Origin of the sequence: Christiangramia gaetbulicola (assembly GCF_003054225.1) — a bacterium.
In the GTDB taxonomy this organism is placed as follows: Bacteria; Bacteroidota; Bacteroidia; order Flavobacteriales; family Flavobacteriaceae; genus Christiangramia; species Christiangramia gaetbulicola.
The window spans coordinates 132,854-149,575 of sequence record NZ_QBKQ01000001.1; the positions used below are offsets into that span (position 1 = coordinate 132,854).

15 protein-coding genes are annotated in these 16,722 nt (G+C 36.9%); 10 read left to right on the forward strand and 5 right to left on the reverse strand.

The genetic code is table 11. The annotated features are described in order from the left end of the window. Positions 1-449 precede the first annotated feature (449 nt). Positions 450-1,394 (reverse strand): calcium/sodium antiporter, encoded by a 945-nt coding sequence (locus C8P64_RS00660; protein WP_108170135.1) that lies wholly within the window; start codon positions 1,392-1,394, stop codon positions 450-452. 129 nt (positions 1,395-1,523) lie between these two features. Between C8P64_RS00660 and C8P64_RS00665 the strand changes: the two genes are divergently transcribed. The 3 genes from C8P64_RS00665 to C8P64_RS00675 all read left to right on the forward strand — a co-directional run bounded on the left by C8P64_RS00665 (position 1,524) and on the right by C8P64_RS00675 (position 4,142). Then, complete coding sequence (locus tag C8P64_RS00665; protein WP_108170136.1) at positions 1,524-1,886, forward strand: BlaI/MecI/CopY family transcriptional regulator; 363 nt, start codon at positions 1,524-1,526, stop codon at positions 1,884-1,886. Then, a complete protein-coding gene (locus C8P64_RS00670) occupies positions 1,886-3,898 on the forward strand; it encodes a M56 family metallopeptidase (RefSeq protein ID WP_108170137.1) in 2,013 nt (670 codons plus the stop codon). Before C8P64_RS00665 ends, C8P64_RS00670 begins: the two co-directional genes overlap by 1 nt. Before the next feature lie 91 nt (positions 3,899-3,989). Continuing rightward, positions 3,990-4,142, forward strand: a complete 153-nt coding sequence (locus tag C8P64_RS00675; RefSeq protein ID WP_108171232.1) for an SsrA-binding protein — start codon at positions 3,990-3,992, stop codon at positions 4,140-4,142. Here the strand turns inward: C8P64_RS00675 and C8P64_RS00680 are convergent. After that, positions 4,139-4,654 (reverse strand): adenine phosphoribosyltransferase, encoded by a 516-nt coding sequence (locus tag C8P64_RS00680; RefSeq protein ID WP_211307597.1) that lies wholly within the window; start codon positions 4,652-4,654, stop codon positions 4,139-4,141. The two genes, C8P64_RS00675 and C8P64_RS00680, sit on opposite strands and share 4 nt — an antisense overlap. A 9-nt stretch (positions 4,655-4,663) precedes the next feature. Continuing rightward, the gene (locus C8P64_RS00685; RefSeq protein ID WP_108170139.1) at positions 4,664-5,317 is read right to left on the reverse strand and encodes a DUF2461 domain-containing protein; all 654 of its coding nucleotides are present in this window, start codon (positions 5,315-5,317) and stop codon (positions 4,664-4,666) included. 200 nt (positions 5,318-5,517) lie between these two features. Between C8P64_RS00685 and C8P64_RS00690 the strand changes: the two genes are divergently transcribed. The 7 genes from C8P64_RS00690 to C8P64_RS00720 all read left to right on the forward strand — a co-directional run bounded on the left by C8P64_RS00690 (position 5,518) and on the right by C8P64_RS00720 (position 14,051). Next, a complete protein-coding gene (locus C8P64_RS00690; protein WP_108170140.1) occupies positions 5,518-5,865 on the forward strand; it encodes a hypothetical protein in 348 nt (115 codons plus the stop codon). Between the two features lie 226 nt (positions 5,866-6,091). Next, positions 6,092-9,295: a TonB-dependent receptor gene (locus C8P64_RS00695; RefSeq protein WP_108170141.1), complete on the forward strand. Its 3,204-nt coding sequence runs from the start codon at positions 6,092-6,094 to the stop codon at positions 9,293-9,295. A gap of 134 nt (positions 9,296-9,429) precedes the next feature. Continuing rightward, entirely contained in the window at positions 9,430-9,987 is a 558-nt protein-coding gene (locus C8P64_RS00700) for a DinB family protein (RefSeq protein WP_108170142.1), read from the forward strand. Then, a complete protein-coding gene (locus C8P64_RS00705; protein ID WP_108170143.1) occupies positions 9,984-10,484 on the forward strand; it encodes a RidA family protein in 501 nt (166 codons plus the stop codon). The genes C8P64_RS00700 and C8P64_RS00705 overlap by 4 nt, the downstream gene beginning before the upstream one ends. Before the next feature lie 206 nt (positions 10,485-10,690). Beyond that, entirely contained in the window at positions 10,691-13,057 is a 2,367-nt protein-coding gene (locus tag C8P64_RS00710) for a PAS domain S-box protein (protein WP_108170144.1), read from the forward strand. An 87-nt stretch (positions 13,058-13,144) separates the two neighbouring features. Continuing rightward, on the forward strand, positions 13,145-13,498 hold the full coding sequence (locus C8P64_RS00715) for a response regulator (RefSeq protein WP_108170145.1): 354 nt from the start codon (positions 13,145-13,147) through the stop codon (positions 13,496-13,498). A gap of 163 nt (positions 13,499-13,661) precedes the next feature. Then, a complete protein-coding gene (locus tag C8P64_RS00720) occupies positions 13,662-14,051 on the forward strand; it encodes a DUF4113 domain-containing protein (RefSeq protein WP_341476486.1) in 390 nt (129 codons plus the stop codon). A gap of 24 nt (positions 14,052-14,075) precedes the next feature. Here C8P64_RS00720 and C8P64_RS00725 read toward each other — a convergent pair whose 3' ends face one another. Both C8P64_RS00725 and C8P64_RS00730 read right to left on the reverse strand, forming a co-directional pair. Further along, complete coding sequence (locus tag C8P64_RS00725) at positions 14,076-14,738, reverse strand: response regulator (RefSeq protein WP_108170147.1); 663 nt, start codon at positions 14,736-14,738, stop codon at positions 14,076-14,078. Beyond that, positions 14,731-16,713, reverse strand: a complete 1,983-nt coding sequence (locus C8P64_RS00730; RefSeq protein ID WP_108170148.1) for a tetratricopeptide repeat-containing sensor histidine kinase — start codon at positions 16,711-16,713, stop codon at positions 14,731-14,733. The genes C8P64_RS00725 and C8P64_RS00730 overlap by 8 nt, the downstream gene beginning before the upstream one ends. Positions 16,714-16,722 lie beyond the last annotated feature (9 nt).

The window sequence follows — 16,722 nt, forward strand, 5'->3', positions numbered from 1 at the left end:
TTAAAAAATGCTAATTTTTGAATTCAACCCCTCAAAAAATAGGGTTCAAATAAAATTTAACATGTTTTAAGTTTTTGAAGCCCCTTTTCTAACGGGGTTTAAGAATAAATTAATATTATTAGAAATTCAACCTGTAATTTTATCACTTCGATAATAAACAATAGGCTTAACTGAAGTTTTAATAATGCAAGGTTATGATATGGTTCAAAAGATGCGAAATGATAAATAAGGGAAAAACTGATTTTAGCGCAAACCGGCAGAAATGGAGATCTATCCTTAACTGAGGATACCTATTAATTTTGAAAGAATTAACCGGAAGGAGATTAGCAGATAATCTAAATCTCTGGTCTCAACCATAGAATCATTAAGAAGAATCTTCAACTTTCACTATGATTGCATAATCATTAATATAATAAGGAGAAGAAACCATCTCAAGTGATGGTTTTCATTTATATAAATGTTAGAATTATAAAAACGGAATACCCTGTTAGTAACACGAAACCTTCCTTACGGCCCATTTCTGAAAACTTAGGAATAAGAAGCATAGGTAAAAGTACAAAAGCGATACCCAGCATCCAGAACATATCATTGCTAAGGATCTGCGAAGACTGCACTACAACGGGCTGAATTAATGCTGTTAGACCTAATACCGAGGCTATATTAAAGATATTGGAACCGATAAGATTCCCTAGTGAAATAGCTTTTTCTTTTTTAATGGCTGCTATCAATGATGCAGCCAGCTCTGGAACACTGGTCCCAATCGCGATCACGGTGACCGAAACAACTCTTTCGCTTACCCCAAGCTGAGTAGCCAGATCTACAGCTCCCATCACCAAAAGCTCAGATCCACCCCATAGAGCGAAAATTCCAATTAGAAGCCAAAGACTCATTTTAAATCCTCTTACATCCCGGAGGGATTCATCTACTTCTTCCACGATAACCTTATCTTTTCGTCGAGATCTTTTGATCAATATGAAAAGGTAAACTACAAGACCTAATAATAAAGCTCCACCTTCTATCCTGCTCAAAGTGTTTTCGCTTAAAAGGAAGAAATACAGAATTATGGAAAACACCATCATCACAGGCCAATTGATCCTGTAAAAATCCCGGTCTACCATCAAAGGAGAGACCATCGCAGTTAAACCAAGCACCAGACCTATATTGGCTATATTAGAACCAATGACATTCCCCAGGGAAATATCTGAAAAACCATCTATGGCAGCCTGGAGACTTACCAGTAATTCTGGCGCAGACGTAGCGAATGATACTACCGTAAGCCCTATTACCATTCTGGAAATATTCAGTTTAAGGGATAAAGCTACCGAAGCTCTCACCAGAAACTCTCCGCCTATTACCAGCAAAACAAAGCCAACGAGTAGATATACAACGCTCATAAATCAATTTTTGACGAAGATAGAAGAAATGCCTTAAATACCAGCCAGAATAAAAAACAACTACTTTTATAGTTTATCAACTATTTTTTTCGTTATATTTGAAAATCAAATCTCACAAAGTATTGTTTCATGGAAAAACTAACTAATAAAGAAGAAGAGATCATGCGAGTTCTCTGGGACCTGGAAAAAGCTTTTGTCAAGGAAGTATTGCCAGAATTAAAAGACCAGAAACTGCATTATAATACCGTTTCTACTATTATTAGAAATCTGGAGGAGAAGGGATATGTTTCACATAAAGCTTTTGGCAAGACCCATCAATATTTTCCGGTGGTTTCCAAGGAAAGTTACCGCAAGCAATTTATGAACATGGCCACGAAACGCTTTTTTGACAATTCATTCAAGAATGTAGTTTCTTATTTCGCGAAAGAGGAAAAAATAAGCGCTGAAGAACTTAGAGAGATCCTGGATATTATCGAAAATGAGAAAAAGTAATGGAAAGTTTTCTGATCTACATTTTTAAAGCTTCTGCCCTGCTGGGTATTTTTTACCTCAGCTATCTCTTACTTCTTAAAAGGGAAACTTCATTTGAGCTGAACCGAAAGTTTTTACTTTCAGGTTTATTTACCTCCTTGATTCTACCCCTGATAAGTTTGAAGAAAAAAGTATATATCGAAGCCGCTCCTGAAACCTTCAATTACATACCGACCTCGACCAATATCACTGAGATTCCTGTGGAAAACACGCTGGATTGGTGGTACATTTCAGGAATCATTTATCTCATCATCACCGGATTTTTTCTCACCAGGTTTTGTATTCAAGTAAGTGCTGTCATAAAAATAATCCTCATTAATAAAGTTCAGAAAAGATCAGCTTTCAAATATCTTGAAGTAACAGATGATCAGCTGCCATTTTCATTTTTCAATTATATCGTATTCAATCCATATAAACATTCCGAAAAAGATCTTAGACTCATCCTCGAACATGAAAAAGTTCATGCCCGCCAATTACATTCTGCAGATATCATCCTGGTGAACCTGATCAATTGCGTTTTCTGGTTTAACCCTTTTTCATGGTTCTATAAAAAAGCGGTAGAACAGAATCTTGAATTCATCGCAGACAGGGAAACCGTGAGCAGAACAGAAGAAATTAAAGAGTATCAGCATGCGCTGGTAAAAGTTTCAATCGCCGATCTAAGACCGGCACTTACTAATCATTTTTATCAATCATTTATCAAAAAACGAATTCTTATGTTAAACAAAAAATCATCATCCCAAAGTCCAGCATGGAAGTTAAGCCTGATAATGCCAATAATTCTTGCTTTCATGCTACTTTTTAATGTCAAGACCGAAGCACAGGTCGTTGAAAAAGACATTTATCGAAATACTGATAAGCAAGAAGCTCCGCAACCTCAGCACGAAACTGAAGTCGTAGAAGATATTGAAATCACCGAAGCTCCCGGAGAGATCGAAATTGAGACTGAAGACGCTCCTGAAATTACATGGACTGCCAAAACCATTACCAGCACACGAAAAAGTAAAAAAGACCTGGGTAGAGATCCTTTATATGTGCTAAACGGAAAAAGATACAAGGCTTCAAAACTCAAAACTAAATACATAAGCCTTGGATCTGAATTTGAGATCTTAACCGGTAAAGACGCGACAAATACTTTTGGCGAAGACGCTGAAGGTGGAGCGATCATAATTCCGGATGCAGAGATCATTAAGAACTTTGATAAGGTCATGGAAGAAATTGGTGGAAACAACCAGTTTTCCGGTAGATATATTATGGTAGATGAAAGTGGAAAACCAAACTATGTAAGACTGAATGCTTCCACTTCAGCTCCAAACCATCAAAAAGTAATCTTTGGTAAGGGTTATTCCACAGTTCGTATCTCTCCTAAAATGAGTGACTACGAAATAATGCATGGTGGCATTGCTAAGGGAATAAACAGAAGAGGTGCATATGGATTCAGAACTAAAAATAGAAATGTATCAGGAAATAATGTAAGTATCCGAAAGATCAATAAGGATTCTAATAAGGTATATGTCCAGACCCAGAATGCTGAGCCAATCTATGTGGTTGATGAAGAAATAAGAACCAAGGATTTTATTCAGTTAATCCAACCTGAAGATATTGCCTCAATCAATGTACTAAAGGGTGAAAAAGCTACGGCAAAGTATGGTAAAAAAGGAACAGAGGGAGTAATCGAAATTTACACCAAGAAAGACTCAGGGGAGCTGAGTGATTCTGTATTCTTAATTTCCAAATCATTTACTAATGCTGAAATTGAGAATCTAAAGAAGGAAGTACTTAAAAAAACTGGATACACCTTAGAAGTTAAAGATATCGAACGCAATGGGAAGGGGCAGATCGCAAATATCGCCGTAAAATTCTTTAATTCGAATAGTATGGTTCAATCCAGCTATAGTAATGAAAATGGGATTCCGAATATTCATGTTGGTCTAAAAAAAGGTGGTGGATTGATTATTTCTGCCTCAGAGTAAATTATTAATTTGAATGCCTCCAAAACCTGTCAACGTACTCATTGACAGGTTTTTTTATACTTTGCTTATCTTTGGAGTAAACCGACCGAAAATGAAAAAGCAAATTTTTAAAGCTTTAGCAAAACTGAATAAAAAGGTATTCCCCAGTTATTCTAAAAAAGGCCTCGACCTTCAAAAAGCCAGTAAAGTGCAAATGGCTATTATTGGCTGGAAACTCTGGGTGACCAAAAACTCTTTGAGTTAAGAATATTTGATCAAAGAAGAGACACCATAATTCTTGATCTTTTCAGCGCCATGTAAAAATTCCAGTTCAACCAGAAAGCTACATTGCACGATCTCCCCTCCACACTTTTCTATCAGCTTACAGGTTGCCGCAGCGGTTCCTCCAGTTGCGAGAACATCATCATGCAACAATACTTTTTCTCCCTTTTTAATAGCGTCTTCATGGATCTCTAAAGTATCGCTGCCATATTCCAGATCATAATTTTCAGTATGGGTTCTATGGGGTAGCTTACCAGGCTTTCTTACCGGAATAAAACCGGCATTCAATTTTTCAGCCAGAAGCGTGGCAAAGAAGAATCCGCGTGATTCTATACCTACTACCTTATCTATATTGGTATGAGGTAAATTCTGCATGAACAGTTTCACCGCGAGACGCATGGCATCTGGATCCAGCAATAGCGGAGTGATATCTTTATAACTCACCCCTTTTTTTGGGAAATCTGGGATATTTCTAACGTAAGATTCTAATTTCATCATGTAGTATTAAACGGTGACGGCATGGTTCAGATATTTCCTGAACGGTAGCATCTCCTTATATATATCTATTAATTTATCCTGAAAATCATCCTGCATGATCTCCTTCTGGGTAAGACTATGCATTACCGCGAAGCTCTTATTTCTAAGAAGCTCTATATGCTCATGGTCCTGTGAATAGCCCTTTGGTGAGGTCTTTAATTTTTCCTCTTCCATGAGTCCGCCAAATGTATCCTTAAACGATTTCTTATTGAGGATCTTTTTAAATTCATCTCCATTATAATCTATGGCCGCCCTTATACTATCCAGCTTTTTCTTCTCTGGCTTATAAAAACCTCCAGCGACAAAACTTTCATTGATACCTATATGAATATAAAAATCGCCTTTCCCCTTTTCCTTATCCAGCCCTGCTCCAAAATGATCTTTATAAACAGGTTTGTTTGGATGAAAAAGCAAATTATTATTGATCCTGTTAATGGCCTGCTTGCCTGTAGTTGGTGAATATTCCGGATCTATCTGTGCAAGTTTTATATCCATTTGGTTGAGCCATTCAATATAAAAATCGCGTACCTCATGGTATTGCTTGCGATGATTATCCATCCACTCTTTATTATTGTTCCGGTTAAGGTCTCTCAGGAATTCGAATAATTTATAGAAGCTCATTTTTGTTTTAAAGATATTAAACTGAAACCGAACCTTAAAAAAGGAAGTCTCTAATTAATTTCTGAAGTCCGGATAAATTGAAGCAGGCAATAAAATAAACCTGATATTCAATGGATTGAATCCATTTTCCTCTAGATAGAGTTAATATAAAAGAAGAAATTATATTAATTTTAAAGTACCTAATCAATAAATCAACCAGTATGGACTACCAAAAACTGGGGGAGGATATCTATATCCCCAAACGAAATGTTTCAGCGCTTAAAGACTCTGGAGAGATTAAATTTCATTATTTCCTGGATAGCCGTATTAATGGTCACTGGGTAGATCTTGATGTCACCAGTAAACTTTTCGACAACGATAAACTGTATGTAAGAAAATCCTGTTACAGGGTAAAACTGGGACAGATAGAGAATTGCGTAAAGGCGAATATCATAGACCATATGAAGAGCCTTGGCCTCCCAACCAAAAACATTCCGAAAGCACTATATAACCGATCTACAACTAATCAATCTTTAAGACACAAGACGAGTAAAGTCTATAGTGATTAGTTGATCTGATCCTTCAGAGTAAAAACCCTGCCAGAAACGGCGGGGTTTTTATTTTGGTAAAAATCAAGCTGAATTCAATAAACAGCAAAAACCACAAATCCCTGATATTATTGCTTTTAAGCAGAAAAAATAAAAATGAAATAACTGAAAAAATTAATATTGAAAACAATTTGGAAACACTACTTTTGCAAAAATTTTAGAATAATTTAACACAACACAATTACCCATGAAAAGACTACTACTGCTATGCCTCATAGCATTATTTTCGAATCTTTCAGTAATGGCACAGGTTACCACGGCTGAGATTAGCGGAGAGGTATTTTACGAAGAAAATACACCTCTTCCCGGAGCTAATGTTACCGCAGTGCACACCCCTACCGGAACCACTTATGGTGCCGTAACTAATTTTGATGGTGGTTTTAATCTCCTTAACCTTAGAGTTGGAGGTCCCTACAAGATCTCTGTAAGTTATGTTGGATTCAAGACTTCAGTTCTTGAAGGAATTAATCTTAATCTTGGACAGACTTACAATGTAGAGATCGAAATGGTTTCTGATGCTACCCAGCTTGACGCCGTGGTCATCAATGCTACAAGAAACCAGGTGATCAACAGCGATCGTACGGGAGCTGAAACTAACATTGGAAGCAGAGAACTAAAATCTTTGCCAACAATTTCAAGATCTGCTTCAGATTTTTACCGATTAGAACCTACTGCTTCCAGCAATGGTTCATTTGGAGGTAGAAACGACCAGTTCAACAACTTCAGCCTTGACGGATCTATCTTCAACAACCCATTTGGGCTTGATGCAGCGACTCCAGGAGGACAAACCAATGCACAACCTATTTCTCTTGATGCGATTGATCAAATCCAGGTTTCTACCGCTCCTTATGATGTAACCCAGGCTGGTTTTACCGGTGCGTCTGTAAACGCTGTTACTAAAAGTGGTACTAACGAATTGAAAGGAACCGTTTATGGATTCTATCGTAACGAAGACATGACCGGAGATAAAGTAGGTGGCGACGATATAATCGTACCAGACCTTAAACAGGCTCAGTATGGATTTAGTATCGGTGCCCCGATCATAAAAGACAAACTTTTTATTTTCGCAAACTTCGAAAAAGACGATCGTGAAGACCTTGGTTCAAACTTCCTTGCAAGCAGACCAGGTTTAACAGGATCTAATATTTCAAGAGTTACTGCTGAGGATCTTGAATATGTTTCCAGCTCACTTGCTTCTCTAGGATATGAAACCGGAGCTTATGAAAATTATACTCATGAGACTGCTTCTACTAAAGGTATTTTGAAACTTGACTGGAACATTAACCAGAAGCACCGTCTTGCTTTTATCTACAACTTCCTTGATGCTTCAAGAGATCTTCCGGCTAACCCGGAAGCGATAGGAAGAAGAGGACCAGACCTTACTACCCTTCAGTTCAGAAATTCTGGATACGAGATCAACAATAAGATCGATTCATGGTTGGTTGAACTAAACTCGAATTTCGGAAATAACATTTCAAATAAATTCCAGGCGGGTTATACCTTCTTCGACGACAGTCGTGATCCTTTCTCTGCTCCTGCTCCGGCAATAAGCATCCAGAAAGATGGAGTGCGTTATATCGTGGCTGGTCATGAGCCTTTTTCTGTGAACAACAGACTGGAACAAAATGTTTACCAGATCACCAACAACCTTAATGTGGTTTCTGGAAACCATACTTTCACTTTTGGTGGAAGCTTTGAAAGATTCGATTTCGATAACTCTTTCAACCTTGGTGCCTATACTTACTTTAATGAAAATGGCGGAGTTGGAGTTTTTGCTCCAGATTTTGCAAGCGTAAGAACAAATCCTGATAATCCAGGAACTAGCTTCCAGGAAGCAATTGAGAACGGATTGATTGGAGCGGCTTTAGATAATGCTCAAAACGTTTTTGATTCAAACAATGCTAACGATAGCTGGGCTTTAGCTGAAACTAATGTTGGTCAGCTTGCTTTTTATGCTCAGGACAGATGGAAGATCACAGATGATTTTACCTTCACTTACGGTCTTAGAGTAGACAAGCCATTATATTTCGACACTAAAGACAAGATCCAGGAAAACATAGAGCGTCTTGCCGGTGGAACTTTCCCTGACGGAGATTATCAGCCAGAGATCACTTATTTTGATGAAAATGGAGATCCGGTAAAACTTAACAGTTTAGAACTTCCTTCAAACGATCTACTTTGGTCTCCAAGACTTGGATTCAACTGGGACGTGATGGGAGATAACCAGCTACAGCTTCGTGGTGGAACTGGTATCTTTACAGGTAGACTTCCATTTGTATGGATAGGAAACCAGGTTGCGAATCCTGCTTTCTATTTCTACCAGACCACAGCGCCAGATTTCCAGTTCCCACAGGTTTGGAGAAACAGTTTAGGTGCAGATTACAGGTTTGAAAATGGTCTTGTTGCTACTACAGATATCATCTACACTAAGGACCTTAATGCTCAAATGGTAAGAAACTATGGTCTTTCAAGACCTTCAGGAACTTTGAACGGAGTAGATAACCGTCCTATTTATCTGAACAGCGATAAAGCTGTGAACGAATTTGGCGGTCCTAACAACGCTTACGTATTCACAAATACAGATGTTGGATATTCCTTCAACTGGTCTGTAAAACTGGCTAAAAGCTTCGAGAAGGACTTTTATGCAAGTATCGCTTATAACTATTTGAAGTCTGAAGACGCTAGTTCCCTGGATGCAGAGATCTCTAGTGATGCTTACGACAGGAACCCTGCTTTAGGAAATGTGAACGCAGCAGTTGAAAGCGCTTCAAGATATGGAGACAAACACAGAATAGTAGGACAGCTTAACAAAGAGTTCAATTACGGTAAAAATGACCAGTGGAGAACCTCTATTGGTGCTTTCTATGAGTATGCCCAGGGAGGTAGATTCTCTTACACATATTCAGGAGATATCAATAATGACGGTTCTGTATTGAACGATCTTATTTATATCCCTACTAATTCTGAACTACAGCAATATACCTTTACGGGTACTATCGAAGAGCAAGAAGCTCAGAGACAGGCTTTCGAGCAGTTTATCCAGCAGGATGATTACCTAAGCGAGAACCGTGGGGAATATGCTGAAAAATATGGTATTCTTAGCCCATGGAGAGGTCGTTGGGATGTGAAATTCCTTCAGGATTATAACTTCAAAGTTGGTAAGAAAACCAATACTATCCAGTTAAGCCTTGATATCCTTAACTTCGGAAACCTATTGAATTCAGATTGGGGTGTGATCCAGATCCCGGTGAACGATCAGCCGCTTGGAGTTAGTGTTGGTGAAGACAACACTCCGGTATATACTTTCGGAAATCAAACCAGAACTTTTGCCAATGACTTTAGCCTTCAATCAAGATGGCAGGCACAGGTAGGTTTACGTTATATCTTCTAGAGTAACTAAAACCTGATAAATTAAAAAGCAGTCTTAGAAATAAGGCTGCTTTTTTTATTTGAAATATCTGAAAACCCGGAACAGATTTATTATATGATCTTTTTTATCTTTATTAAGTATCTAAATTTAAGCATATGAACAGATGGTCTGGACAGATCGATAAAGTAACCGAGGATTTCCTGAATTCCTTTACTAATCTTACCGAAGAGGAATTAAACTGGAAGCCCGATGCCGGAACCTGGAGCATCGCTGAAAATATAGATCACCTTATCCAGGTAAACAAAAGCTACTTTCCAATCCTGGAGAAATTAATAAAAGGCAATTATAGATTACCCTTTATCGCAAGGTTTGGCTTCGTTGTTCGCTTTTTCGGGAATATGATCCTGAAATCTGTTCAACCAGATCGCACGAAAAAAGTAAAAACCTTTCCTCTTTGGGAGCCTAAAAAGAGTCATTTTAGCCGGGATATTCTAAACAGTTTCGAAGAACACCAGAAACAGCTCAAGGCAGAAATTCTGAAGGTAGACGATAAAGTAAGAGAGAATGCTGTGATTTCTTCCCCAATCAATAAGAATATAGTTTACAAATTAGAAACCGCTTTCGATATTATCGTAAGTCATGAGAAAAGACATTACGAGCAGGCTGAAGAGGTTTACCAATTACTGAAAGTTCAAAAAAATAAATCATCATGAAAAAATTACTGTTTTCTATTTGTATTGCCCTGCTATGTTTTTCAGCCACAGCACAACAAAGTCCTGAAGAAAGACTCAAAGAACTCAATATAGAACTTGGTGAGGTTACTGCACCGGTCGCTAATTATGTGAAATGGCGCCGGGTTGGCAATCTGCTTTTCCTTGCGGGCGATGGTAGCGATATCAAAGGAAAACTAGGCCAGGACCTTACCATAGAAGAAGGTTATGCCGCGGCGAGAAAAACCGGTATAGAAATTCTTACAACACTAAAAGCGGCTTGTGGCGACCTGAGCAATATCAAACAGTTCGTGAAGGTACATGGCATGGTGAATTCCACTCCCGATTTTTACGACCAGCCAAAGGTCATCAACGGTTTTTCAGATCTTATGGTCGAGGTATTTGGTGAAAAAGGTAAACATGCCAGGGCTGCAGTGGGCCACTGCTCTCTACCTTCGAATATAGCCGTCGAGATAGAGGTTATCGTGGAGTTGGAATAACTACCTACTTTCCCTTATTTTCAGTTTAGTAATAAGTCTTAAGGAACTCATAAACTTATACTAAACTCTTGGGTTTTGTTTAAGTCTAGGCATACATTGCACCTGATTTTTCTGGCGATAGAAATATACATAATATTTTTGTGATCGCCTATAATCACTAATAATTCAAAAGCCCCCTATTCACTATTACCTTGAATTAATTGATTATGCTAACCGCTTCAGACTTTAAACAAAATTTAAATCTTCAAGGCCTTCCATTTAATATTGAAAACGCCCTGGAAGACCTTCCAATCCCAGTTCTTATTTGCGATAACAAAGGTGATATCATATATTTTAATACGGCCTTCAATGATGTAACCGCGAAAAAGATCAATCATGGAGATTCGATTTTCGATGAAGAAATAATACAGTTTTTAGATACTTCGGGTAACCCGATACCTGCTAATGCCTCACCAATAGCACAGATCATCCTGAAAAAAGAATCTGCCAGTGCGCTAAAGGTATTCCTTAAAAAGAAAGGTGATCTGCCGCACACCATGGTTACCAAGATTCATACAGATGCATCTAAGGAGATCCTGGCCTTCCAATTTAGCTTTTCACCGCAGGCATATTCAGAAAAGAGAAATCTAAAAAGAAACACTCTTTCAGCGATTGTTGAATCGTCTAATGACGCCATAATCAGTAAAGATCTAAATGGCACTATCACCAGCTGGAATAAAGGCGCTGAAAAGATCTTTGGATATACAGAAAAGGAAATATTAGGCAAAAAAGTAAATATTCTTATCCCCAAAGACCGAATAAGTGAAGAAAAACTGATCCTTAAAACGATTAAAAGCGGGAAGTCCCTGGATCATTTAGAGACCAGGAGATTAAACAAAACAGGAAAAGAGATAAGTATCTCCCTAACTGTCTCACCAATAAAAGACATTTTCGGGAACATCATTGGAGCATCTAAAGTTGCCCGGGATATTTCTGAAAGACTTAAAGGAGATGAAAGGCAGGCGCGTTTATCGGCAATCGTAGAATCATCTGATGACGCCATTGTGAGTAAGGACCTAAATGGTACTATTACCAGTTGGAATCGGGGCGCGAAGAGGATATTTGGATATTCAGAGGCTGAAGTCCTGGGAAAATCCATTACTATTCTTATTCCGAAGGAAAGACTGGATGAAGAAAAACATATCCTGAAAAATATAGCTTCCGGAAAAAGGATAAATCATTTTGAAACGATCAGGCTCACTAAAGATGGCAGGAGTATCCATGTTTCCCTTAGTGTTTCTCCCTTAAAGGACCGAAAAGGCAAGATCGTTGGTGCTTCAAAAATTGCCAGAAATATTGAGGACCAGGTGAGATCTAAAAAGAAGATCGAGAGTTATGTTGAAAAACTGAGGATCCTGAATTCGGTTGGAAAAGATATCTCTTCAAAACTTGATCTGGAAAACGTATTGCAAAAAGTTACCGATGCCACCACTACCCTATCTGGTGCAAAATTCGGAGCTTTCTTTTATAATACTGAAGTGGCGTCTGGAGAATCCATGATGCTATACACTCTTTCTGGCGCTCCCAAAAGTGCTTTTGAAAAATTGGGAATGCCGAGACACACAGCTGTATTTCAGCCAACATTCTCTGGTCAGGGCGTGATAAGGGTAGATGATATTAAAAAAGATGAACGTTACGGCAAGAATGAACCTATTTACGGAATGCCAAACGGGCACCTGGAGGTTACTAGTTATATGGCCGTTCCGGTGGTATCTAACTCAGGTAAAGTTATAGGCGGCCTTATTTTTGGTCATCCTGAAGAGGGTGTTTTTAAGAAAGACCATGAGGTCATGGTGAGAAACATCGCGGCACAGGCGGCAATCGCACTGGATAACTCGCAGTTATTCGAAAGGGTAAAAACCTTAAGTGAGAAAAAGGATGAATTCATCGCATTAGCAAGTCATGAACTAAAAACCCCGCTTACCACGATCAAGGGATACTTGCAGATCCTGGAGAAAAAGATCAGCGAACCTAAATCGAGGTTATTCCTGAATAAAACTTTAGACCAGGCAAACAGGTTAAACACGCTAATTGACGACCTGTTGAACATGTCGCGCATAGAAGCAGGTAAACTGGAATTCAATTACGAAGATTTCGATATCAGGGAATTACTTCTGGACGTGAGCGAAACCTTCAATTATAGTGAGAACAAGCATGAACTTATCACCGATTTCGGCGATCTGCCGGTTTTGATACATGCAGACAAACAAAGGATCGAACAGGTAATAAATAATCTTTTGAGCAATGCTGTTAAATATTCTCCTTTAGCAGATAAAGTTTATCTAAATCTAAAGCTTGATCAAGGCAAAGCGAAGGTCACTGTAAAAGACCAGGGCTTAGGCCTCACCCAGGAACAGCAGCAGAAGGTATTTACCCGCTTTTACCGGGCTGAATCTACCAAAGGCATTAATGGACTGGGATTAGGATTATATCTCACCAAACAGATCATGGACGCACATGACGGAATGCTGGATGTGAAAAGCGAAGAAGGAATAGGATCTGAATTTTATTTCACGCTTCCCCTGGCCAAATAAATTTTATCATTTCCCTTCGGAGTTTTTAACAAAACCTTTTTAAGAAGGAATTCACTGGCAATATATATTTGCCACAAGAAGCAGAAAATGAAAACAATATTTTTAGTTGAAGATGACCATAGCTTGAGAGATCTTATAAATTTTCTTTTAAGCGATAAGGAATATAATGTAGAGGCTTTTGCAAATGCGAATACTTTTGAGAATAGAATAAAAAACGGGGAACCCGATCTTATTTTAATGGATATCATGCTTCCAGACGGGAACGGAGTTGAGCTTTGCAAGGCTCTTAAACTTAATAGCACTAAAGGTAACATCCCGGTTATCCTGATGTCTGCTCATGCAGATCCTTCTATTGCCGATGATTCTGGTGCCTGTCACTTTATCAAAAAACCATTCGATATCGACGAATTATATACCGAGATCCAGAAGTATATAGGTTAGGTTTTCAAACTTTAGAATAAATATTTTCTGATTTTCAAGCTAAACCGTTTTAAAGAATACCCAATACCAACCCTAACCACTAAAACTAAAAAAAGTCCTCAGAAATCTGAGGACTTTTTTTTATGTCTACCAGGATTGGAGTTTCTGAAAAAGCTAAAGTAAGCTGGGATATGAGAATGATCTAAAGCAGTATCGAGCAAGTATTTCTCTCTATACTCCTACTCCAACTAACTCAAGCATTACGCTAGTCAAAACTGCACTGACAGGGCTTTCGATGATATACAAAGAAGGGTATAACTATAAAAAAGCGGGCATTATCGCATTAAAACTTACTCCAGCCAAAGAGAAGCAGTTCAAGTTATTTTTAGAAGAAAATCCCGAACATGAACAGTTAATGAAGGTGGTAGATCAGTTAAACTTCCGAGAGAATGGTAAAGTTAAATTTGGTGGTCAGGATCTTGGGCGAACCTGGAGGATTAAACAAGAGAAGCTTTCAAATAGATTTAGTACACGACTGAATGAAATTATCCAAGTTAAAAATGCTAATATTTAATCCATATTATTTTAGCCTAAAGCTTTACAAAAACCCATGTCTTTTAGCGTATTCTATTAATATTAAATCCCCTCCAGAAATATCAAATACTTCCTTCATGATCCTTTTTCTTTTTTCAATACCTGCAAGAGAGAGTGGAATATTTTGAGGCAAATCTTTAGTTTTTATACCTTTTGATAGATAATACAAAATGGCTCTATCAATTTTATCTAGCACAAAATCGGATGTAACAGTAGAGCGCAGTAAAGTATTGACAGTATTACTATAATAAATCTCACCATTAATACACTTTCTAATCGCTAACTTGAACTCAGTAGGATCTATATCACCTTTAATTAGAAATCCTTCAGGTTCCAAATTTTTTAAAATATTGTATAATCTAAAATTGTCTGAGTACATGGTTAGGACAATGAGTTTCGTGTCAGAAAACCATTTTCTTACAATTAAACCTAAATCCTCTCCTGAGTATAAACCTTTCTTTTCATAACCTGGAAGATTCATATCTAAACATATCATATCATATCCAACTCCAACACTCTTTGCCTTAGCCATTAAATCATAGGCTTCCTTGCAATCGTTTGCAGCTGTAATATCAACATCCAATTTAGCGTCATTATTAATCACCTGTTTGTATCCTTCAACTATTAAAGGATGATCATCAACTATAAGCAATTTTATTCTACTCATTGTTATAATTTAATAATACTCTTATTTCGGTTTTACCTTTTTCAGAAAAAATATTCCAAACTCCATCCATTTCATTAATTCTGTTTCCAATATTCTTTAGTCCAATTCCTCTTTTAATCTCATTTGGATCAAAGCCTTTACCGTTATCGATTATCCTTAAAATCATTTTTTCCGAAGACGTTTTTATAAATACTTTACATTCTGATCCATTGGAGTGTTTAATTACATTGTAAATAGCTTCTTGAATTATTCTATATATATTCACCTTGAATGTAATTGGAAGATTATTGAGAAAGGAATATTTATCCTTTAAAATCAATTTAAAGTTTAACTTAGACTGATCCTGCTCTCTTTGAATTAATTTCTCTATTATTGATTTAAAATCTTCCTTAAATAAATCGGTGGATTTTGATAAGTTATGCGAAATAGATCGTATTTCTTCTTCAATTTCTTTCAATTCACCAAGATATTTTTTCTTGGCCTTTCTTTCCTGGGGGATATCTGGATCTGTTAAATTTGATAATAAAAATCTGATCCCAAAAAGCTTACCTAAAACTCCGTCATGCAATTCCCTGGAAATTCTCTCTTTTTCGATTCTACGTCCTTCTTCTAACTTACCATGTTGAGAAAGTAACAATTCATAAATCTCTTGATTATTCCTAGTCTGATTCTGCTCCAGTTGTAATTTTTTATTACGAATTCTTTGAGAAATAAGGAATGAGAGTAAACTTATAATCAAAATTGAGCCTAAACTTATTCCTATTATTAGTTCTCGTTGAGTTATAAGTTTCTGATTAACCTTTTCTATTTTATCAATTTGATATTTAGTTCTTGCAAATTTATTTCTAACCCTTCGCTCCCTCCTCGTTAAACTATCAGAAATTCTAATATATTCTTGCAAATAGTCCTTTGACCTTGAATCATCTATTTCCCCTAAATTTTGCAAAGTGTACAACATATCACTTGCACTTTCTATTTCCCTGGCGAATTGATAGGCATCCAAAAATTGTTTTTTAGCCAAATTGGTATCTTCTTTTTTGAGATAAAATTCAGCTAAATGAATATTACTAATAGAAACACCTGCTTGATCCTGAAGACTTTCCCTCATATTTTTAGACTTAATAAGGTCCTTATATATTGGATCAAGGTCGTATTTTGAAGAAATAAGTTTAGTATAAGCTAAGTTATCTATTAATCTAGCATATAATTTTGGGTTTAACCTTTTAATACTATCAAGCTCTAAACCTTTATTAAAATTTTCAACGGCCTTTAAATAATTTTCAAGATTTTTCTGAACTACTCCTATGTTATTCCTGCTAATTGCTATTAATTCTTGTTGACCTAAATTTTCTGCTATTGCTAAAGCTTGTTCATGAAATGATAATGCTACATCATATTGCTCATAATTGTTGTAAATAACAGCAAGGTTATTATAACCATAATAGATTCCTTTTTCGTCATCGACCCTTTCAAATAATTTTATTGCATCTATTGTTGTATTCTCGCTACCTTGATAGTCTCTTAAATCTTTCTGAACAATCCCCATACTATACAACATTTTTGCAGCATGCGGTATGTCTTCAATGATACTATAATCATTGTAGGATTTTGAATAATAGTAATAGGCACTATCGTATATTCCTGTGTTATAATAAAAAGAACCTAAATCCCAATAAGATTCAGCTATTTTAGAGGTGTCTTGAAGTTTTTCGGATAATTCTAAAGTTTTATTATTCCAAAATAAAAATTCAGATCTATTTCGTTTTCTCAAATAATGGTAGCTAAAGTCAAAAAGATTCTTCAATTTTTGTGAATCTATAGGAATAGATTTTATATGCTTGAGTAAAGAATCTCTAGAAACTTTATCTGTAATTTCTAATTCTTGACTATTAATCTTAAGCGATTTGTTCCGGGAATTATCTCCGGAACAACCGCCAAGAATATATAGTATTAGAATTAGGAGTCTTTTGTTCACTAAATCTTT

Excerpts from the sequence above, each read along its gene's own strand:
- C8P64_RS00660 (WP_108170135.1), bottom strand. The coding sequence starts at position 1,394 with ATGAGCGTTGTATATCTACTCGTTGGCTTTGTTTTGCTGGTAATAGGC.
- C8P64_RS00665 (WP_108170136.1), top strand. The coding sequence starts at position 1,524 with ATGGAAAAACTAACTAATAAAGAAGAAGAGATCATGCGAGTTCTCTGG.
- C8P64_RS00670 (WP_108170137.1), top strand. The coding sequence starts at position 1,886 with ATGGAAAGTTTTCTGATCTACATTTTTAAAGCTTCTGCCCTGCTGGGT.
- C8P64_RS00675 (WP_108171232.1), top strand. The coding sequence starts at position 3,990 with ATGAAAAAGCAAATTTTTAAAGCTTTAGCAAAACTGAATAAAAAGGTA.
- C8P64_RS00680 (WP_211307597.1), bottom strand. The coding sequence starts at position 4,654 with ATGAAATTAGAATCTTACGTTAGAAATATCCCAGATTTCCCAAAAAAA.
- C8P64_RS00685 (WP_108170139.1), bottom strand. The coding sequence starts at position 5,317 with ATGAGCTTCTATAAATTATTCGAATTCCTGAGAGACCTTAACCGGAAC.
- C8P64_RS00690 (WP_108170140.1), top strand. The coding sequence starts at position 5,518 with ATGGACTACCAAAAACTGGGGGAGGATATCTATATCCCCAAACGAAAT.
- C8P64_RS00695 (WP_108170141.1), top strand. The coding sequence starts at position 6,092 with ATGAAAAGACTACTACTGCTATGCCTCATAGCATTATTTTCGAATCTT.
- C8P64_RS00700 (WP_108170142.1), top strand. The coding sequence starts at position 9,430 with ATGAACAGATGGTCTGGACAGATCGATAAAGTAACCGAGGATTTCCTG.
- C8P64_RS00705 (WP_108170143.1), top strand. The coding sequence starts at position 9,984 with ATGAAAAAATTACTGTTTTCTATTTGTATTGCCCTGCTATGTTTTTCA.
- C8P64_RS00710 (WP_108170144.1), top strand. The coding sequence starts at position 10,691 with ATGCTAACCGCTTCAGACTTTAAACAAAATTTAAATCTTCAAGGCCTT.
- C8P64_RS00715 (WP_108170145.1), top strand. The coding sequence starts at position 13,145 with ATGAAAACAATATTTTTAGTTGAAGATGACCATAGCTTGAGAGATCTT.
- C8P64_RS00725 (WP_108170147.1), bottom strand. The coding sequence starts at position 14,738 with ATGAGTAGAATAAAATTGCTTATAGTTGATGATCATCCTTTAATAGTT.